At 63.4% G+C, this 18,687-nt stretch carries 20 protein-coding genes and 1 tRNA gene; 7 read left to right on the top strand and 14 right to left on the bottom strand.

Going from position 1 to position 18,687, the window contains the following annotated elements; all coding sequences use genetic code 11:
• Positions 1-93 precede the first annotated feature (93 nt).
• The gene (gene thyX, locus BMI90_RS02320) at positions 94-1,008 is read right to left on the bottom strand and encodes an FAD-dependent thymidylate synthase (RefSeq protein WP_078525556.1); all 915 of its coding nucleotides are present in this window, start codon (positions 1,006-1,008) and stop codon (positions 94-96) included.
• A gap of 152 nt (positions 1,009-1,160) precedes the next feature.
• Between thyX and BMI90_RS02315 the strand changes: the two genes are divergently transcribed.
• Positions 1,161-1,595, top strand: a complete 435-nt coding sequence (locus tag BMI90_RS02315; RefSeq protein WP_078525541.1) for a VOC family protein — start codon at positions 1,161-1,163, stop codon at positions 1,593-1,595.
• Positions 1,596-1,676: 81 nt separating this feature from the next.
• Here the strand turns inward: BMI90_RS02315 and pth are convergent, their stop codons facing one another.
• The 4 genes from pth to BMI90_RS02295 all read right to left on the bottom strand — a co-directional run bounded on the left by pth (position 1,677) and on the right by BMI90_RS02295 (position 4,894).
• A complete protein-coding gene (gene pth / locus BMI90_RS02310) occupies positions 1,677-2,366 on the bottom strand; it encodes an aminoacyl-tRNA hydrolase (protein ID WP_078525531.1) in 690 nt (229 codons plus the stop codon).
• 82 nt (positions 2,367-2,448) lie between these two features.
• Complete coding sequence (locus BMI90_RS19050) at positions 2,449-2,583, bottom strand: hypothetical protein (protein WP_273068691.1); 135 nt, start codon at positions 2,581-2,583, stop codon at positions 2,449-2,451.
• Between the two features lie 388 nt (positions 2,584-2,971).
• A complete protein-coding gene (locus BMI90_RS02300; RefSeq protein WP_078525527.1) occupies positions 2,972-3,598 on the bottom strand; it encodes a 50S ribosomal protein L25/general stress protein Ctc in 627 nt (208 codons plus the stop codon).
• Between the two features lie 132 nt (positions 3,599-3,730).
• Entirely contained in the window at positions 3,731-4,894 is a 1,164-nt protein-coding gene (locus BMI90_RS02295) for an alpha-hydroxy acid oxidase (protein WP_078525525.1), read from the bottom strand.
• A 153-nt stretch (positions 4,895-5,047) separates the two neighbouring features.
• Between BMI90_RS02295 and BMI90_RS02290 the strand changes: the two genes are divergently transcribed.
• From BMI90_RS02290 to argF, 3 genes are all read left to right on the top strand, one after another.
• Positions 5,048-5,794 (top strand): ZIP family metal transporter, encoded by a 747-nt coding sequence (locus BMI90_RS02290; protein ID WP_210401918.1) that lies wholly within the window; start codon positions 5,048-5,050, stop codon positions 5,792-5,794.
• A 243-nt stretch (positions 5,795-6,037) separates the two neighbouring features.
• The gene (locus tag BMI90_RS02285; RefSeq protein WP_078525521.1) at positions 6,038-7,210 is read left to right on the top strand and encodes an aspartate aminotransferase family protein; all 1,173 of its coding nucleotides are present in this window, start codon (positions 6,038-6,040) and stop codon (positions 7,208-7,210) included.
• A gap of 90 nt (positions 7,211-7,300) precedes the next feature.
• Complete coding sequence (gene argF / locus BMI90_RS02280) at positions 7,301-8,227, top strand: ornithine carbamoyltransferase (protein ID WP_078525519.1); 927 nt, start codon at positions 7,301-7,303, stop codon at positions 8,225-8,227.
• A 51-nt stretch (positions 8,228-8,278) separates the two neighbouring features.
• On the opposite strand, the gene yihA is transcribed toward argF, so the two are convergent.
• The 8 genes from yihA to rpmH form a co-directional block, all read right to left on the bottom strand.
• A complete protein-coding gene (yihA, locus tag BMI90_RS02275) occupies positions 8,279-8,929 on the bottom strand; it encodes a ribosome biogenesis GTP-binding protein YihA/YsxC (protein ID WP_078525517.1) in 651 nt (216 codons plus the stop codon).
• Positions 8,929-9,699, bottom strand: coding sequence for an MOSC domain-containing protein (locus BMI90_RS02270; protein ID WP_078525515.1), 771 nt, complete (start codon positions 9,697-9,699; stop codon positions 8,929-8,931). The genes yihA and BMI90_RS02270 overlap by 1 nt, the downstream gene beginning before the upstream one ends.
• The gene (gene yidC / locus BMI90_RS02265; protein ID WP_078525513.1) at positions 9,696-11,543 is read right to left on the bottom strand and encodes a membrane protein insertase YidC; all 1,848 of its coding nucleotides are present in this window, start codon (positions 11,541-11,543) and stop codon (positions 9,696-9,698) included. Before yidC ends, BMI90_RS02270 begins: the two co-directional genes overlap by 4 nt.
• A gap of 337 nt (positions 11,544-11,880) precedes the next feature.
• Complete coding sequence (locus BMI90_RS02260; protein WP_078525511.1) at positions 11,881-13,461, bottom strand: EAL domain-containing protein; 1,581 nt, start codon at positions 13,459-13,461, stop codon at positions 11,881-11,883.
• Between the two features lie 80 nt (positions 13,462-13,541).
• Positions 13,542-14,423, bottom strand: coding sequence for a tRNA 2-thiocytidine(32) synthetase TtcA (gene ttcA, locus BMI90_RS02255; protein WP_078525509.1), 882 nt, complete (start codon positions 14,421-14,423; stop codon positions 13,542-13,544).
• Positions 14,416-14,697 (bottom strand): membrane protein insertion efficiency factor YidD, encoded by a 282-nt coding sequence (yidD, locus tag BMI90_RS02250; protein ID WP_078525507.1) that lies wholly within the window; start codon positions 14,695-14,697, stop codon positions 14,416-14,418. Before yidD ends, ttcA begins: the two co-directional genes overlap by 8 nt.
• Positions 14,694-15,119 carry a ribonuclease P protein component gene (gene rnpA / locus BMI90_RS02245; protein WP_078525505.1) on the bottom strand — a complete coding sequence of 142 codons (426 nt, stop codon included), beginning with the start codon at positions 15,117-15,119 and terminating at the stop codon, positions 14,694-14,696. Before rnpA ends, yidD begins: the two co-directional genes overlap by 4 nt.
• Positions 15,120-15,244: 125 nt before the next feature.
• On the bottom strand, positions 15,245-15,379 hold the full coding sequence (gene rpmH, locus BMI90_RS02240; RefSeq protein WP_038142532.1) for a 50S ribosomal protein L34: 135 nt from the start codon (positions 15,377-15,379) through the stop codon (positions 15,245-15,247).
• 281 nt (positions 15,380-15,660) lie between these two features.
• Between rpmH and BMI90_RS02235 the strand changes: the two genes are divergently transcribed.
• The 3 genes from BMI90_RS02235 to BMI90_RS18690 all read left to right on the top strand — a co-directional run bounded on the left by BMI90_RS02235 (position 15,661) and on the right by BMI90_RS18690 (position 17,724).
• Positions 15,661-17,085 carry a HAMP domain-containing sensor histidine kinase gene (locus BMI90_RS02235; RefSeq protein WP_078525503.1) on the top strand — a complete coding sequence of 475 codons (1,425 nt, stop codon included), beginning with the start codon at positions 15,661-15,663 and terminating at the stop codon, positions 17,083-17,085.
• Positions 17,086-17,186: 101 nt separating this feature from the next.
• Positions 17,187-17,263: transfer RNA gene (locus tag BMI90_RS02230), tRNA-Arg, on the top strand.
• A gap of 308 nt (positions 17,264-17,571) precedes the next feature.
• Positions 17,572-17,724 carry a hypothetical protein gene (locus BMI90_RS18690; protein WP_158521689.1) on the top strand — a complete coding sequence of 51 codons (153 nt, stop codon included), beginning with the start codon at positions 17,572-17,574 and terminating at the stop codon, positions 17,722-17,724.
• 102 nt (positions 17,725-17,826) lie between these two features.
• Here the strand turns inward: BMI90_RS18690 and BMI90_RS02225 are convergent, their stop codons facing one another.
• On the bottom strand, positions 17,827-18,636 hold the full coding sequence (locus BMI90_RS02225; protein ID WP_078525501.1) for a division plane positioning ATPase MipZ: 810 nt from the start codon (positions 18,634-18,636) through the stop codon (positions 17,827-17,829).
• Positions 18,637-18,687 lie beyond the last annotated feature (51 nt).

Genomic DNA, 18,687 nt, shown 5'->3' with positions numbered 1-18,687 from the left:
CGGCCTAAAAGGTTAAATAGGGGGCGTCGCCATATTTCGAGGCCGCGACGTTACGCCGCTCCTCTTGAGAATGCTCCCTATGGGCGAGTGGTATTACCCCCAAACCTCCTCGAACTCCCGCCATTCACCCTTGCTCATGCCGGAGTTTTCCTGCGTGACGACCTCACCGGCCAAACGCCGTTTCAGCAGCTCCACCGATTTGCCCGACAGGTTCACCCCGCCCAGACGATAATCCTCGAAGGCCGAATAGGCCGCAGGCACCCAGTCCTTGACGATGTCGCACATCACCTCGGCATAGACCCGGATCTCGTATTGCGCGTGGTGGTCGGCGCGCAGGCGCAGGAAGTGGAAGAGGTTGTGCAGGTCGATCTTCCAATACCACTGCGTGTAGACATTCGCGGGCAGGTTCATCCGCGCGAGTTCCCGTGCGAGGCCCTGTTTGCCGGCGTCCTCGTCGGGGGTCAGCATGTCCTCGTAATGGTCATAGGCGCGCATCGCGTCCTCGCGCAGGATGTCGAGCACGCGGGCGGCCTCGGCGCCTTCCAGCACCGCGCCGCGGCCCTGGTTGTTCACCGTCGATTGCGCGGCGAGCTGGTCGGGGGCGGGGATGTAGAATTCGCGGTCGAGGATCGAGTAGCGCGCGGAATATTCGTTCACGTTCGCGGTGCGGTGGCGGATCCATTGCCGGGCGACGAAGACCGGCAGCTTGACGTGAAATTTGACCTCGCACATCTCGAAGGGGGTCGAGTGCCAGTGCCGCATCAGGTAGCGGATCAACCCGGTATCGTTGCTCACCGCCTTGGTGCCGCGTCCATAGGAGACCCGCGCGGCCTGACAGATCGCGGCATCGTCGCCCATATAGTCGATGACCCGGACGAGCCCGTGATCGAGCACCTCATGGGCGGTATAGAGGCGCTTCTCCATCCCCGGCGAGACCGCGCGCGCGGTCATTTGCGTCTCGGCGCGCTGCGCCTCGATCTCGGCTTTCTGTTCCGGGGTAAGCGCCATTTCATCCTCCGCAGCTCTCGAATCGGATTTACTATATCTGCGATGTTGCGCTCTAGGAACCGCCATATCCTGTGGATAAATCGTTCTTCTTGCCGGGGCGCGGAGGTGAGCTATCCTCGGGGAGACGCCAAGACATGAGGAGATACGGACCGATGAAAATCGAATATCTGCACACGATGGTGCGCGTGCTCGATCTCGAGAAATCCATCGCTTTCTACCAGTTGCTCGGGTTGAAGGAGCGCAAGCGCTACGAGAGCGAGCAGGGCCGCTTCACGCTGGTCTATCTCTGCCCGCCGGGTCAGGAGGATGGGCGCGCCGATCTGGAACTGACCTGGAACTGGGATGGCGATACCGGCCTGCCCTCGGACAGCCGCCATTTCGGGCATCTCGCCTACCGGGTCGAGAATATCTACGAAATGTGCCAGCACCTGATGGACAACGGGGTGACGATCAACCGGCCGCCGCGCGATGGGCACATGGCCTTCGTGCGCTCGCCTGACAATATCTCGGTGGAGCTGTTGCAGATGGGCGATGCGCTGCCCGCGCAGGAGCCTTGGGCGAGCATGGAAAACACCGGTCACTGGTGAGAGGCGGGGTCGAGGGGCGCTGCCCCTCGGCGCTGTAGCGCCTCACCCCGGGATATTTGGGCCAAGAGGAAGGGGCCAGGGTTATTTCCGGAAATGATCCTTGAGCTTGTCGAAGGGGCTGCGGGTGTTTTCCGCGGCCTCTTTCTTTTTCGGAGTGGGCGTGTCGGTTTTCTCGGGGGGCTTCGTCCCGGTCGAGGAGCGCGGAGGCGCGACGCGCAGGCTCACCGCGTTGAGGAATTTCGAGCTCTCTCCCGCGGCCAGAGCCGGAGCTCCGTCTGAAATGCCGCGCAACAGATCGTCGAGCATGTCCTGTTCCGCCTTCGGGAAGTCATTGAGCACGTAGCCCGCCACGCGATCCTTGTGACCGGGATGGCCGATCCCAAGCCGCACCCGCGCATAGTCGGGGCCGATATGCTGATGGATGGAGCGCAGCCCGTTATGGCCAGCATGGCCGCCCCCTTGCTTGAGGCGGCATTTGCCCGGCGCGAGGTCCAGTTCGTCATGGAAAACGGTGATGTCGGCGGGGGTGAATTTGTAGAAATCCGCCGCTGCGCGAACGGATTGACCCGAGAGGTTCATGAAGGTTTCGGGTTTGAGCAATACCACGCGGGTCGAACCAAAGCGCCCCTCGCTCACCTGGCCCTGAAATTTCGCGCGCCATGGTGCGAAGCCATGGTCGGCGGCGATCCTGTCGAGTGCCATGAAACCGATATTGTGCCGGTTTCCCGCATATTTCGCGCCCGGATTTCCGAGACCTACCCAGAGCTGCATCCGCCACCTTTCTCATCGTTGCGCGTCGGCGTCATCCTCACCCTTGGGATATTGGATGGCGACGCAAACGGAAAGGGGGGTGTCAGAGCAGGGTGTCGTCACGCCCGTAGGAGCGGATTGTCGCCCTTGCCACGCGCGAGATCGAAACGCCCGAGAAGTTGCGATGCGCCTCGTCGGTCTTCTCGCGGCGCGCAACCTCTTCCATGAGGCGATCCACCAGCGACTCTCTCTTGAGCGTCCCGCGGGAGTTTGTGATAGATGACGGGGTTTGCAATTTGCGACGCTTCACGTCCCGAGCCAGTCGATGCATGATCGAGCGGTCGGAGCGGCGCGCTTTGACCTCTTGGAAAACCTGCGCGAACTTGCGACGTTCTCTGTAGCAAATCGTAAGCGCTGTCATGGCAGCTAAGATTTGCACGCCGTATGTCTGCATTTTTTTCGCCTCACGGGTGTATTTTTTTAATTTATATCGCGTTATGCGACTGCCTTGATTTCACAAGTAGTTGAGAATCGACCTTCGGCAATGAAAAAAACGAAAAAAAACGGAGCCCGCAGGCTCCGTTTGCTTTGTTTTTGGCCAAATGGCGCATTTTTCGGCAGAGGAATTATTCCTCGGCAGCGGCCTCTTCGCCTTCGTCCTCGTCCGAGGAGCCGCCACCAAAGCCTTTCGGCGGGGCGACGTTGGCGATCACGAAGTCGCGGTCGATCGTGGGCTTCGCGCCGGTCGGCAGGGTCACGTCCGAGATGTGGATCGTGTCGCCGATCTGCTTGCCGTCGAGGTCGACGACGATCTGGTCGGGGATCTCACCGGCGAGAACGTTGAGTTCGACTTCCTGACGCACCACGACGAGGGTGCCGCCGCGCTTGAGGCCCGGAGCTTTCTCGTGGTTGATGAACTCGACATGCACGAAGAGCGAGATGCGCGAGTTGCGGTGGGTGCGCATGAAGTCGACATGGGTCGGCAGGTCCTTGACCACGTCTTTCTGCACGCCGCGGCAGATCACGCGCTGGTCTTCCTGGCCGTCGAGGGTCAGGTTGAACAGGGTCGACATGAAGCGGCCCTTGCGCAGGCGGGTGAGCAGCTTGTTATAGTCGAGGTTGATCGGCTGCGGGTCTTTGCCGTCGCCGTAGACGATGCCGGGCACGTAGCCCTCGCGACGCGCTTGCCGAGCGGCCCCCTTGCCCGTCCCCGTACGCGCCACGGCTTCGATCGTTTCGATCTCTTTGGCCATGATTGGTCTCCAAATAAGTCAAAGTGATGGGCCGCCTCCAAGGGTGTCGGGCCCAAGAACGGCTGCCGATAGACCGGATCGCCCGGAAAGGCAAGGGGATTCGGGGTTGTGGGGCGAACTCGGTCGCCCTGATCAGCTGTAATTGTCGAGGAAGTCCTTCGGCAAAAGCACATTGTGGCGGCCGAGCGCGTCGATCCGGCGCTCTCCGCAAAGTGCCATCGAGGTGTCGAGCTCCTTCTGGATCACCTCAAGCGCCTTGGTCACGCCTTGCTCGCCCATCGCACCAAGCCCGTTCACATAGGCCCGCCCGATCATCACGCCCTTCGCGCCGAGCGCCAGCGCCTTGAGCACGTCCTGGCCCGAGCGGATGCCGCTATCGAGCCAGACCTCGGTCTTGTCGCCGACCGCCGAGACGATCGAGGGCAGCACCCGGATCGAGCTCAGCGCGCCGTCGAGCTGGCGCCCGCCATGGTTCGACACGACGATCGCATCTGCGCCCGTGGCCGCAGCCATCTCGGCATCTTCAGGGGTCAGGATGCCCTTGAGGATCACCTTGCCGCCCCACATGTCCATCAATTGCTTGATGCGGTCCCAGTTCAGCGACTGGTCGAATTTCTCCGCGGTCCAGCTCGACAGCGAGGCAGGGTCCGCCGCGCTCTCGACATGGCCCACGATATTGCCGAAGAAGCGCCGCTTGGTTTGCAGCATCTCGATCCCCCAACGCCATTTCGTCGCGAGATCCATCAGAACGGGCAGGGTGAATTTCGGCGGGGCGGTTAGGCCGTTCTTGAGATCCTTGTGCCGCTGGCCGAGCAGTTGCAGATCGACGGTGATCACCAGCGCGCTACAGCCCGCCGCCTTCGCGCGCGCGAGGACTTTCTTGTTATAATCGTCATCGGTGAGCGTATAGATCTGGAACCAGAAGGGCGCGTCGGAATTCTCCGCCACATCCTCGATCGAGCAGATCGACATCGTCGAGAGGGTGAAGGGCACGCCGAACTTTCCGGCCGCGCGGTTCGCCTTGATCTCGCCATCGGCGCGCTGCATGCCGGTCAGCCCGACCGGCGCGAGCGCCACCGGCATCGCGACTTCCTGGCCCAGCATCGTCGATTTCGTCGAGCGCCCCGTCATGTCCACCGCAACGCGCTGGTTGAGCCGGATCTGCGCGAAATCCTCGGTGTTCTCGCGGAAGGTCTGCTCGGTGTAGGAGCCGCTTTCCGCGTAATCGTAGAACATCTTCGGCGTGCGGCGTCTATGCAGGCGCTTCAGATCGGCGATGGAGGTGATGACGGGCATGGGGTGCTCCCTATCTGTGGTCAGGTTTCCTTACCAATCATGCAGGAAAAGAGCAATCTTTCTTCGCCGCTATTGCAAAAACGCGTGATCCGTTCCCATCTGCGCATTGGGAGAACAGGAGAGAGATGCGTGTCTGAGATCTGGCTTGGACTGATGGGCGGCATGGTGGCCGCCGGGGCGACCGCCGCCGGGGCGATCCCTGCGCTGCTCGGTCGTTCGATGAGCCAACGTACCGCCGACACGATGCTGGGCTTTGCCGCGGGCGTGATGCTCTCGGCTTCCTATTTCTCGCTGATCCTTCCGGGGATCGACGTGGCCGAGACGATGTTCGGCTCGGTTTGGGTCGCGGCGGCAATCGCGGCGACCGGGATCGCACTCGGGGCAGGTTTCGTGGCCTGGCTCAACGCGACGCTCCCGCATGAGCATTTCACCACCGGCCGCGAAGGCGCCGATGCGGCGCAGCTGGCGCGGATCTGGCTCTTCGTGATCGCGATCACCATCCACAATTTCCCAGAGGGCCTGTCAATCGGCGTCGCCTTCGGCGCGGGCACCGATAACGGTTTCTCGGTGATGACCGGGATCTCGCTGCAAGACATCCCCGAGGGGCTGGCCGTCGCCGTCGCACTGATCGGGCAGGGCTATACCCGTCGCAAGGCCTTCTTCGTCACCGCGATGACGGGCGCGGTCGAACCGGTTGGCGCATTGTTGGGCGCGGCGGCGGTCTCCGTCTCGGGCGCGCTCCTGCCGTGGGGGCTCACCTTCGCCGCTGGCGCGATGCTCTATATCATCAGCCATGAAATCCTTCCCGAGACCCATCGCAACGGCCATCAGAACCGGGCGACCGCGGGGCTTCTCTTCGGGTTGATCCTGATGATGTTCCTTGACGTGACGCTGGGCTGAGCCTCGCGAAGGGCGGAAAGCTTTCCTCTTTACTTTGCGTCTGACCCGGCGTAATCGCCGTCGCATGATCACACGGACCGCATATATCGCCCGTCCCCGACGTCGCCGCTCGCGCGCCTGACGTCCGATCTTCTGTGGCCCCGCGCCACATCTCCCTAAAATCGCTGACCGAAGGCCCCTGAATGTTGACAGCCCCACGGGACTGTTGCACGCATTTGCCTTCTCTTACTGGAGTTTGACCCGATGATCCCCTCCGTTCTGCCGACCTATAATCGCGCGCCGCTTGCCTTCGTGAAGGGCGAGGGTTCCTGGCTTGAGACGGCGGATGGCACCCGATATCTCGACATGGGCGCAGGGATCGCGGTGAATGCTCTGGGTCATGCCGCGCCCGAACTGGTGCAGGCGCTGACCGAGCAGGCGGGCAAGCTCTGGCATGTCTCGAACCTCTACCAGATCCCGCAGCAACAGGCGCTGGCCGACGCGCTGGTCGAGAAGACCTTCGCCGACACGGTCTTCTTCACCAACTCGGGTACCGAGGCGGCTGAACTCGCGATCAAGATGGCGCGGAAATACTGGTCCTCGAAGGACGAAGACCGGATCGAAATCATCACCTTCGAGGGCGCGTTCCATGGTCGTTCGACGGGCGCGATCTCGGCCACGCCGAAATCCGAGAAGATGGTGAAGGGCTTCGGGCCCTTGCTGCCCGGCTTCACCCAGCTGCCCTGGGGCGATCACGACGCTCTGCGTGCGGCGGTCACCGACAGCACGGCGGCGATCCTGATCGAGCCGGTGCAGGGTGAGGGCGGTATCCGCCCCGTGCCCGATCAATGCCTCAAGGGCCTGCGCGATCTGTGCGACGAGACCGGCGCGCTTTTGATCTTCGACGAGGTGCAGTGCGGCGTCGGCCGCACCGGCAAGCTCTTCGCGCATGAATGGGCGGGCGTGACCCCCGATATCATGATGGTCGCGAAAGGCATCGGCGGGGGCTTCCCGCTGGGTGCCGTGCTAGCGACCGAAAACGCGGCCTCGGGCATGACTGCGGGCACGCATGGTTCGACCTATGGCGGCAACCCGCTGGGCTGCGCGGTAGGCGCGAAGGTGATGGAAATCGTCTCCGATCCTGCCTTCCTCGATCAGGTGAACGCCAAGGCCGGTTTCCTGCGCCAGAAGCTCGAAGGCCTGGTCGCCGCCCATCCCGACACGTTCGAAAGCGTGCGCGGCGCGGGCCTCATGCTCGGCCTGAAATGCAAGCGAGCACCGACGGATGTCGTGGCCGCCGCCTATGACCAGAAGCTGCTGACGGTGCCTGCGGCCGATAACGTGCTGCGCCTGCTGCCCGCGCTCAACATCTCCGAAGCGGATCTGAGCGAGGCGGTGAAGCGTCTCGATGCCGCGGCGACGCAACTCGAGAGCTGATCTTCCAACTGCTTGAAATATCCTCGGGGGCTGCGCGTCAGCGCAGCGGGGCGGACCGCCCCTCCGCACCCCTCCAAGAAAGACCACGCAATGAACCACTTCCTCGATATCCACAAGACCGACCCCGCCGCCCTCAGATCGATGATCGACCAGGGCATCGCGATGAAACAGGCGCGCGCCGATCGCCCGAAGGGTGCGCTCGATGACGACCAGCCGCTCGCCGGTCGCATGGTCGCACTGATCTTCGAGAAACCCTCGACCCGGACTCGCGTCAGCTTCGATGTTGGCGTGCGCCAGATGGGCGGGCAGTCGATGGTGCTCTCGGGCGCGGATATGCAGCTTGGCCACGGCGAGACGATTGCCGACACGGCGCGGGTGCTGTCGCGCTATGTCGATCTGATCATGATCCGTACCTTCGAGGAAGAAACCCTGCTCGAGATGGCGGAATATGCCTCCGTGCCGGTGATCAACGGTCTGACGGATCGCACGCATCCCTGCCAGATCATGGCAGACATCATGACCTACGAGGAGCATCGCGGTCCGATTGCGGGCAAGAAGGTGGTCTGGTCGGGCGACGGCAACAACGTGTTCGCGAGCTTCGCCCATGCTGCCGCGCAATTCGGCTTCGACCTGACCTTCACCGGGCCCGAAACGCTCGACCCCGAGCGCGCCTGGCTCGATCTGGCCGAGAAGGCGGGCCACCCGGTCACCATCGAACGCGATCCGATCAAGGCGGTTGAGGGCGCCGATCTCGTGGTCACCGATACCTGGGTTTCGATGCATGACCCGGAATCCGCGAAGGAGCGTCGCCATAACCAGCTGCGCCCCTATCAGGTCAACGAAGAGCTGATGAGCCACGCCAAGCCGGATGCGCTCTTCATGCATTGCCTGCCCGCGCATCGCAACGACGAGGCCACGAGCGGTGTCATGGATGGTCCTAACTCGGTGATCTTCGACGAGGCCGAGAACCGTCTGCACGCGCAAAAGGCGGTGATGCGCTACTGCCTCGGTGTGTAAAGCTTTCAGCCGGGCAGGGCGTCTGCCTTGCCCGGTCCTGCCATGCCCGGCTCAGTCGAGCCCGGCGATGATCGCGCGCAGGGTTTCGATCCCTTCGCCTTTCTCCGACGAGGTCAGCACGATCTCCGGATAGGCAGCCGGGTGCTTCGACAGCGCCTGACGCACCTGAGTCAGCACCTTCTCGCGATCCTTGACCGAGACCTTGTCGGCCTTCGTCATCACCACCTGGAAGGTCACGGCCGAACGGTCGAGGAGCTTCAGGATTTCTTCATCCACGGCTTTTACCCCGTGGCGCGTGTCGATCAGCACGAAGGCGCGGCGCAAGGTGGCGCGGCCCGAGAGATAGTTCTTCAACAGTGCCTGCCATTTCGCGACGACCGCGACCGGGGCCTGGGCAAAACCATAGCCCGGAAGGTCGACCAGATAGGGGCCGTCCTGCGTGGTGAAATAGTTGATCTCCTGTGTGCGACCCGGCGTGTTCGACGCGCGCGCGAGGTTGCGGCGGTTTGTCAGCGCATTGATCAGGCTCGACTTGCCGACATTCGAGCGGCCCGCGAAACAGACCTCGATCCGGTCCGCAGGTGGCAGGCCCGACATCGCGACGACCCCCTTGAGGAACTCGACCGGCGCCGCAAAGAGCTTGCGCCCCGCCTCGCGGGCGAAATCGTCGGGCTCTTCAGCCAGCGGGAAATTCAGCTCCATCAGAGCACCTCCACCTTATCTCCACGGCCGATCCGGCCCGGCGCGGTCACGAGGCAGAAAACGCCCAGATCGCGATGACCGTAATGGCGTTCCAGCTCGGCCAGCATATCGACGTCGCGCTCGCCGGTCTCGATATTCGCATCCGTCGCGCGGCAGCGCTCGATACAGGCGCGCACCTGCAACTCGGCGTCACCGATCCTCAGGGTCTTGCCGACCAGATCGAACTCGGCGAAGGGCTCCCAGCCCTCCTCGACCCAGAGGTTGGCGCGAAAGCGGCGGCGGTCGAGCTCCTTGCCGATGCGTTTGGACAGGTCATCGAGCGAGGCCTGCCCGATCAGCGAGACATAAGGCAGCGGATCGTCGGTCAGCGCCCGCTCGCCCGCGCGCACCAGTGCCGTCGGGCGCGGTGCGGTTTCGGGCCAGAAGGGGCGGAGCCAGTCGAAAAGCCTGTGCTGATCGTTCTCCTGCGCAGGGTCGATCTCGAGAGGCTCTCGGCGCGGATGATCGAGGCCGATTCGTCCGTCCTCCAGCAGCCGCGAGGTGACTCCCATAAGCCCCGGCGCGGACCGCCCGATCACGAAATTGATCTTCGGCCCCCAGACCGAGGCCCGTCCGTCCGGGCCCGCACCGATTTTCGAGCGCTCATGTAGCACCGCCCATTCCCGGTCAAAGGGCAAAACGCGCCCCTCCTCGAGGGACGCGTTTTCCAGCTCCTCCACCCCGATCGACTTGATCGGGTGGCGGTAGATATGGGCGAGGCTCGCCGTCATTTCTTCTCGTCAGCCGCCGGTTTCTTCTTCTGGAAACTCGACTTGATATTGCCGAAGAGATCCGGGCGTTTCCCGTGCATCGACATGATCGTGTACTGCTGGATGAAGGTGATCGTGTTGTTCGTGATCCAGTAGAGCACGAGCCCGCTGGCAAAGCTGCCCAGCATGAACATGAAGACCCAGGGCATCCAGGCGAAGATCATTGCCTGCGTCTGGTCGGTCGGCGCGGGGTTCAGCTTTTGCTGGAACCACATCGAGACACCCAGCAGGATCGGCAGCACGCCCAGCGACAGGATGAAGAGCGGCGAACCGGGATCCGGAGGGGTGAAGGGCAGCAGACCGAAGAGGTTCAGGATCGAGGTCGGATCGGGCGCCGACAGGTCATGGATCCAGCCGATCCAGGGCGCGTGATACAGTTCGATCGTGACGTAGATCACCTTGTAGAGCGAGAAGAAGATCGGAATCTGGATGAGAAGCGGCAGGCAGCCCGCGGCGGGGTTCACCTTGTTCTTCTTGTAGAGCTCCATCATGCCCTGCTGCATCTTCTGGCGGTCGTCGCCGGCAGCTTCCTTCAGTCGTTCCATCTCGGGCTGGAGTTCCTTCATCTTCGCCATCGAGATGTAGGATTTGCGCGCGAGCGGGAAGACGATCAGCTTGATGATGAAGGTCAGTGCGATGATCGCCCAGCCCATGTTGCCGATTGCGCCGTGCAGCCAGTGCAGCAGGCGGAACATCGGCTTGGTCAGGAAGTAGAACCAGCCCCAGTCGATCGAGTCGACGAAGTTCTGGATCGGCACGTTGTCCTGATAGTTGCGAATGGTCTCCCATTCCTTCGCGCCTGCGAAGAGATGGGTCTGGGCATCGCCGGTCGCACCGGGGGCGACCTCGATCACCGGCAGGCGGGTCTCGGTCTGGTAGATGTCCGAGTTCTCGCCCGAATATTTCACCACCGAGGTGAAGGGGCCCGAGATCGGCGCGAGCACCGTCATCCAGTACTTGTCGGTGAAACCGGTCCAACCAGCATCCGTGGCCTGCAACAGTTCTGCCTGGCCCTCGGCGCCTTGCTGGTCGAGCTTGGTGATTTTCTTGTACTTGATCTCTTCGAGCTTGCCGTCGGTCATCCGCACGGCGCCCTCGTGCAGCACGTAGACGCGGCGTTCCTCGGGGATGCCGTGGCGCGCGATGATGCCGTAAGGGGCGAGCTTCACTAGCTGATCGGTGCCGTTCTGCACGGTCTGCTTGATGGTGAAGAGGTATTTGTCGTCGACCGAGATCTCGCGCTGGAAGGTCAGCCCATGGCCGTTGTTCCACTGCAGCGTGACGGGGGCGTCCGGGGTCAGGGAGCCGCTGCCGAGCTGGGTCCAAGGGGTGTTCGGCCCGGGGACCTGATCGGCAGGCAGGCCGCCGGCGGGCATCCAGCCATAGACAACGTAATAGGGCTTGGTGGCATCGCCCTGCGCGCCGCCGACAGGGGCCAGAAGGCGCACATCGGGCGAATCCTCGGCCAGCGTTTCCTTGTATTTCTTCAGCTGGAGGTCATCGAGACGACCGCCCAGAAGCGAGATCGAGCCCTTCAGATCGGGGGTGTCGATCTCGATCCGCGGCGCGGCCTGCACGGCAGCGCCCGTGGCGTTCGACATCATGTCCGAATTGACGGTCTGGCTGTCCAGCGCGGCGGTATTGGGAGTGATGTCAGGGGCTTCGGGCGAAGCAACCTGACCAGAGACATTCTCGCCCTGCGGCGGCACGGCGGTTTGCTCGGGGGGGAAGAAATAGGTCCAGACGCCGAGCACCAGTGCCGAAAGCACGACGGCGAGAATGAGGTTCTTATTCTGATTATCCATGAAGACCCTAGTCCACCAGCCTGTCGAAAACTTGGGGAGGTTCAACAGAAGGGGCAGGCAAAGGTCAAGCCATTTTCCCTTAAAACAGGGTGGCGGGGCAGGTTTGTGAAAGCTTTGGCGCGAAAGTGGCGGTCATCGGGAGCAGGCGGCGCGTTGCGGGCCGGTTTCGGGGCATGCCTGAGAGGGACGCGTGAGCTCGTCCCGGTCCGCCATGATCGCGCCCGAAAGGGGGTACGAGGCGCGAATGCACGGTCGCTCGGGTCAGCATGTTGCGGCAGAAGCCCCTTCATTCGCAGGGCGCCCGACGGGATGCCGTACCCGCGTGCGCCGACGTCCCTCATCCTTTTCTGAGATCGAGGCGCGGAGTCGCTTCGAGCTTGGCCCGGTGGCGCTCTGCCCAATCGTGAAAGTCCTCCGGCGGCATGGGGGGCGCGATCGCCGGGCCCTGTACGGCCGAGCAACCGAGTTGGCCAAGCATTGCATGTTCGGCAATGCTCGCCACGCCCTCAGCCAGCGTGGTCATGCGGAGGTTTTCGGCCATCGAGGCGATAGCGGCCACCAGTTTCTGGTTTTCCGCGTTGTGATCGATTCCAGCGATGAAGGGACGATCGATGCGCAGCCGCTCCGGAGCGAGCTTCCGCATCGTGTCCGCAGAGATGGGGCCAGTGCCGAAGCCTGCAAGTTCGATCCGGCAGCCCAGCCGACGCAACGCGCGCAGGTTGTGGTCGACGAGATCCTCGGCAAGGCGAGCAACGGAGGCTTGCGGCAATACGAAGCTCAGTCTTTCTGGGGCGATCGAGAACCGGTCGCATTCCCAGGCGAGGCGTTCGATCAATTTCGGGTTGTCGAGCTGGGGGATCGGTAACAGGAGAGAGGCCGGGCCGACTGCCTCGCCACGTCGGTCGAATTCGCGCAGGGCGCCGAAGGTTTCGAAGAGCAAAACCTCGGAAAACCGCTCAATGAGCCCCGCAGCCTCGATCGCGGGCAGAATTTGGCTTTCATCGAGCATGCCGCACTCGCGGTGCAGCCAGCGCGGTTTCACCTCGATACCGCAGATTTCGCCGGTATCGGTCGAGATCTGTGGGCAGAAGAATGCCGTGATGTGACCCGCCTCAAGCGAATCGCCGCAATCGCGTGCGAGGCTGTGCCCGACTGTCTTGGCCCCACCGGCGGATTGGGAGAAAGCGCGTATCGCGCCGGGGCCGATGCGATGCGCATCTCGGGCGGCAGCCTCGGCTTCAGCAAGAAGAAGGTTTGCATCAAAGGGCTCGCGGGCCTCGAGATCTGACCGTCGAAGGAGCCGGAAGCCGACATATGCGCTGAGCGTGACTTCGCGCGCGCTGATCGAATAGGGCTCGGCCAGCGCATCCTGCAAACGCCCGCAAAGCTGGATCATCCCCTCGAGATTGAGCCGTGGCGTCGGTTTGAGCAGGACCGCGAACTCGGCGCCGTCCCAGCGCGCGACCTGATCGCCCGCCCGCAGCTGCGCCCCCAGACGCTCGCCCATCCGGCGCAGAAGGAGATCGAATTCGTCGCGATGGAGTTGCCGCAAGAGCTGATCGACCGAGTCGATGCCGAGGACCAGGCAGGCGCTCGGGCGCATCCGCTCGCGCGCCTCTTCCAAAATGTCCGCGAACGCCTCGACGGCGGCCTCTTTCTCGGGAAGACCCGTCGCCGGGTCACGATCGTCATCCTCGTCTTCCGGGGGGATCGGTAGCGGGCGGGTCATCCAGCCCACGAGAATCGCGGTGAACCCAAGAAGCACCATCGCCTCGGGCCCGATCCAGAGCAGCGCGAGCCCACAGGCAGGCACGAAGGCGATCATCTCGCGGCGCAGCAGGATTGGACCGGCCTTGCCACTTGCTCGAGCGCGCAGCTGCGAGCTGCGCACATGCGTTGCTTTTTCGGTGTTCCCCATCACAAATGCCCCCGTGCATCTCGAGACAGCCCCAAACGGGACCGATCGGGAAAGCCTAGGGCGATTTGGTGAGTGCCAGGTTAAGCCTCGCCGCGCAGATCGGGGATGTTTTCGTTAAAATCCGCTTTATCCGACGAGCGCAGTGCGAGCCCGGCGAAGTCGAACAGCGCGGGGTCGCACAGGTGCGAGGGGCGGGCGTTCATCAGAGCGCGGAACATCTTGTTGCGCCGCCCGGGGGCGTTCTTTTCCCAGCCGTCGAGGATTGCCTTGACCTGCTGGCGTTGCAGCCCGTCCTGTGACCCGCAAAGATCGCACGGAATGATCGGGTAGTTCATCTGGTTCGCGAACTTTTCGCAATCGGCCTCGGCCACGAAGGAGAGAGGGCGATAGACGAAGAGGTCTCCCTCTTCGTTCACCAGTTTCGGCGGCATCGTCGCCAGACGTCCGCCGTGGAAGAGGTTCATGAAGAAGGTCTCGAGGATGTCGTCGCGGTGATGGCCGAGCACGACTGCCGAGCAGCCCTCTTCGCGCGCGATGCGGTAGAGGTTGCCCCGGCGCAGGCGCGAGCACAGCGCGCAATAGGTGCGGCCCTGCGGAACCTTGTCCATCACGATCGAATAGGTGTCCTGATATTCGATCCGGTGCGGGACGCCCATCGTCTCGAGAAACTCGGGCAGAACCGTCGCGGGGAAACCCGGCTGGCCCTGATCGAGATTGCAGGCGAGCAGCTCGACCGGCAGCAGGCCACGCCATTGTAGCTCGTGCAGAACGGCGAGCAGCGTGTAGCTGTCCTTGCCGCCCGACAGGCAGACGAGCCATTTCGCGCCGCGCTCGATCATGCCGTATTTCTCGATCGCCTCGCGGGTCTCGCGGACGATACGCTTGCGCAGCTTCTTGAACTCGGTCGTCGAGGGCGCGCCTGCGAAAAGCGGGTGGATCGGGCTCTCTTCGTCGTCAAGCATCGGAATGGTCCTTGTGCGAACAGCCGCGATGGGCGGCGTCGAAATCGGGATCGGCGCCGGGCACCGGATCATAGCCGTGCCCGCCCCAGGGATGGCAGCTCAAAAGCCGCTTTGCTGCGAGCCAGCCGCCCTTGATCGCCCCGTGCCGCTCCAGCGCCTCCAGCGCGTAGACCGAACAGGTCGGCTGATAGCGGCAGCCATGGCCCATCCAGGGGCTCAGCAGAAGCCGATAGGCGCGCACGGGCAGGGCAACGATATGGGCGAAGGGGCTCATTTCTTCTTGCCTCTGGGCTTGCGCGGGCGCGGCGGCGAGATGGGCAGGTCGTGGATCACCGCGAGGGCGGCGGCAAACTCGACGAGTAACTGTGCGAAATCGCGGGAGGCGGTGGCCTCAGGGCGCCCGACCAGCACGTAATCCCAGCCCGGGCGGCCCGCGTCAGGCAGCACGGCACGGGCGAGTTCGCGCAGGCGGCGCTTGGCGCGGTTGCGCGCGACCGCATTGCCGAGTTTCTTCGAACAGGTGAAGCCCACTCGGATCAGATCGGGCGCGACGGGTTCGTCTTCGCGCCGTGCGCGCGCCTGCAAGAGGAAGCCGGGCATGCTCTTGCGCTGCGCCGAGGCCGCCCGCAGGTAATCCGCGCGCTGGCGCAGAATCGCGGTCGGACGGGCAGGATCGGACGAGCGGATGGCGGCCATCACGGCACCTCGCGGATCGGCGGCGCAAATAGCGAAACCGCCGGGCGCGATCCGTGATCGGGGCACGAAGCCTGATCCCGAAAAGCTACCGGCGGCGTCAAAAGCCTGTCGCGGCGCAGACGGCCTTAGGCCGACAGACGCTTGCGACCCTTCGCGCGGCGGGCGTTGAGAACCTTGCGGCCACCCTTGGTCGCCATACGGCTACGGAAGCCGTGGCGGCGGGCGCGAACGAGGTTCGACGGCTGGAACGTGCGTTTCATCGTTGTCACTCCGGTTCGGGCCCCTGAATACGGGATTCGAGGCCTGATAGCATTCGAAGCCCGGTCTTTAGTGGCCTCTCCGCGCCAAGTCAATTCGCCTCAAGCGCTTTTTTCGCGCTTTATTCGGGCCCAGGCGCGAAACGTGATGGCTCACGGGGTTTTGCCTTTTCCGCGAGCCCCCTATCTTGTCCGCAAAGCCCCCTGGTTGCGTCAGGTGCCTCGAGGGGCGTAAAGAGGCGAGGGACGGGACGGCACAACGCCACCCCAGCGTTTGATAGACGATGAAAGTCAACACTCTTTCAGGTCGGTTTCTGATCCTGACGACGGTTTTCGTCGTGCTCGCCGAAGCGTTGATCCTTCTGCCGGGTCTCGCGAACTTCCGCGAGGACTATCTGCTGACCCGACTTGAGCGGGCCCAGATCGCCTCGCTCGCGCTTCTGACCACCGACACCACGATCGCACCGGATCTCGAAAAGGAGCTTCTGGCGAATGCGGGCGTGTTCAACGTGGTGCTCCGGCGCGACGCGGTGCGCCAGCTGGTGCTGTCCTCACCGATTCCCTCGCCGGTGACCGAAACGTACGATCTGCGCAACTCGACGGAATGGACGCGGATTCGCGATGCGGTCCACGCGCTCTTTGATGTCGACAACAAGGTGATCCGCGTGCTCGGCGAGCCGGTGCAGAAAGGCGGCATCGTGATCGAGGTCACGCTCGCCACCGAACCGATGCGGATCGCGATGGTCGAATACGGGCTGCGGCTCCTGTCGATCTCGGCGGTGTTTTCGATGATCACCGCTGTCTTGCTGTTCTTCCTCGTGCGCCGGCTGATGGTGGTGCCGATCAAACGGCTGGTGGCGCATATGGCCGCCTATGCCGAGGCGCCCGAGGATGCGCGGCGCATCATCACCCCGCAGGCCGGGGTCGAGGAACTGCGGGTGGCCGAAGAGGCGCTGGCCTCGATGCAGACCCAGCTCACCTCCTCTTTGCGCCAGAAGGAGCGGTTGGCGCAGCTTGGTCAGGCGGTGGCCAAGATCAGCCACGACCTTCGCAACATCCTCACCACCGCCCAGCTTTTCGCCGACCGGATGGAAAGCTCCGAGGATCCCGGCGTGAAGCGCGCTGCGCCGAAGCTGATGGGTTCGATCGGACGGGCGATCAACTTGTGCGAAACGACGCTGGCCTTCGGCAAGGCGAAAGAGCCGCCGCCGACGCTCTCGCGCTTCATGTTCAGCGAGCTTGCGCAGGAGGTGCTGGAGAACGAGGAGCACCCCGGCGACGCGCCGACGGTCGAGTTCATCACGGATGTTCCGCCCAACCTCGTGATCCGGGCCGATCGCGAGCAGCTCTACCGCGTGCTCAACAATCTCGTGCGCAATGCGCGTCAGGCGATCGAAGCCACGGGGAGCCTCGGAACGATCGAGATCGGGGCGGGGGAGAACAGCGATGGCTGGTGGATCCGGGTGCAGGATAGCGGCCCGGGCCTGCCCGAGCGTGCCCGAGAGCATCTCTTCCAGCCCTTCACCGGGGGCACCCGCGCGGGCGGCACGGGGCTCGGCCTCGCCATCGCGGCAGAGCTGGTGCGTGGCCATGGGGGGCGTCTCGATCTGGTGCGCACCGACGAGACCGGCACCGAATTTCGCATCTTCCTGCCCTCCGGGATCAGTTTCGACGGGGGCTCCGAGAAGGCGGCCTGTGCGCAGAGCTAGGCAAATAAGGGGTGCGCGGAAATTTTCGGCAAATTTCCGAAATAGGTCGCGTTTTGCCCTTGCAATGGCCAGCCCCGGGGGCTAAATCGCCCCCCACAAGCGGACCCGTAGCTCAGCTGGATAGAGCACTTGACTACGAATCAAGGGGTCGGGCGTTCGAATCGCTCCGGGTCCGCCATTTCCCAACATCTTAAATCGTGTCGGTTGGCCCTGATCGGGTTCACACCTTATGCGTGTGCTCTGATGACGTCTCGCTACGTCGATAGATGGTCGCGCGCCTGTGTCTCCCGCCTGCAGATGCCGGCCGCGATTCCCGCATATTTGCTTGGAAAATAAAGCCTTCGGCGGCTCATTGTTCGGCGGTTTTCAACAGGCACGCTGCCGCCGCGACTTGGCCTCGCACATTCCTCACAAGCGCCATTTACCGGCCATAATTCACCGTCAGGTTGTGTTTGACGGCAAGCAACAGACCCCCAGGAGCCAAAGATGCCCCGCACCTTCGTTTCGATCTTCAAGCTGTTCAGCAAGCGTCGCGATGATGTTCTCGACGCACGATACGATGCCTTGCGTTCGTTGCCCGAGCTCAAGAGGCAGCGCCAGCATGTCTCGCCCTTCACCCAGTTGCCGCGCGCTGTCTGAGCGCCGCTCTCCTCCCCAGACCGCAAGCGCGCAAACAAGACGCCCGGGCAATCGCCCGGGCGTTCTGCGTTTCCAGAGGTGGCACAGAGCGGCTGTGCGCGCTCAGAAGTCGATCGTGACGCCCGGCAGGTCGAGCTCTTTCATCAGGTCGCGCAGTTCCTGACGTGCGGCCACGTTCGAGATGTTGAGGTTCTCGACGCCCAGATCCTTCAGGTCCAGCAAGGTCAGCCCGCGCGGGAACAGCTCGCGGAAGATCACGCGCTCGGAGAAACCCGGCGCCACGCGGAAACCGATGCGCTTGGAAAGCTGCTCCAGCGCTGCGCCCACCTTGCGCTTGTTGTGCATCTGCTGGGCGCCCACGCGGTTGCGCAGCACCACCCAGTCGATCGGCTTGAGCCCCGCCTTGGCGCGCAGCTGCCGGGCCGACCAGACCATCTCGGAATAGATCGAGGGGCCGATCACCTTCGAGGTCACCGGGTCGATCCGCGCCAGAAGGTCGAAATCGATGAAACTGTCATTGAGCGGCGTGACCAACGTATCGGCCAGCGAATGCGCGACCTGGCTCAGGCGCGTATGCGAGCCGGGGCAGTCGATCAGGATGAAATCGCACGAGGGCTCCATCTCGGCCACGGCGGTGGACAGGCGATGGTCATAGGGGTTCTCTCCCGGCGCCAGCGTCGCCGCATCCACCTCGGGCAGCTCGCGATAATCCGGAGTGGGCAGGTCGAGTCCCTCGCGATCCATGAAAGCGAGGCGGTTTTCGACATAACGCCCGAAGCTGCGCTGGCGCAGATCGAGATCGAGCGCGCCCACTTTCCAGCCCATCCGCGCCAGAGCGGTCGCCACATGCATCGAGGTGGTGGACTTGCCCGAGCCACCCTTTTCGTTGCCCATCACGATGATATGCGCCACTTCGCTGTCCCCGCCTTGTCTTGTGTCTTGTCCCTTGGGAACCACTATAGA

Origin of the sequence: Thioclava sp. L04-15 (genome assembly GCF_002020275.1) — a bacterium.
Taxonomy (GTDB): Bacteria; Pseudomonadota; Alphaproteobacteria; order Rhodobacterales; family Rhodobacteraceae; genus Thioclava; species Thioclava marina.
This window is presented reverse-complemented; position numbering and strand designations above follow the sequence as displayed.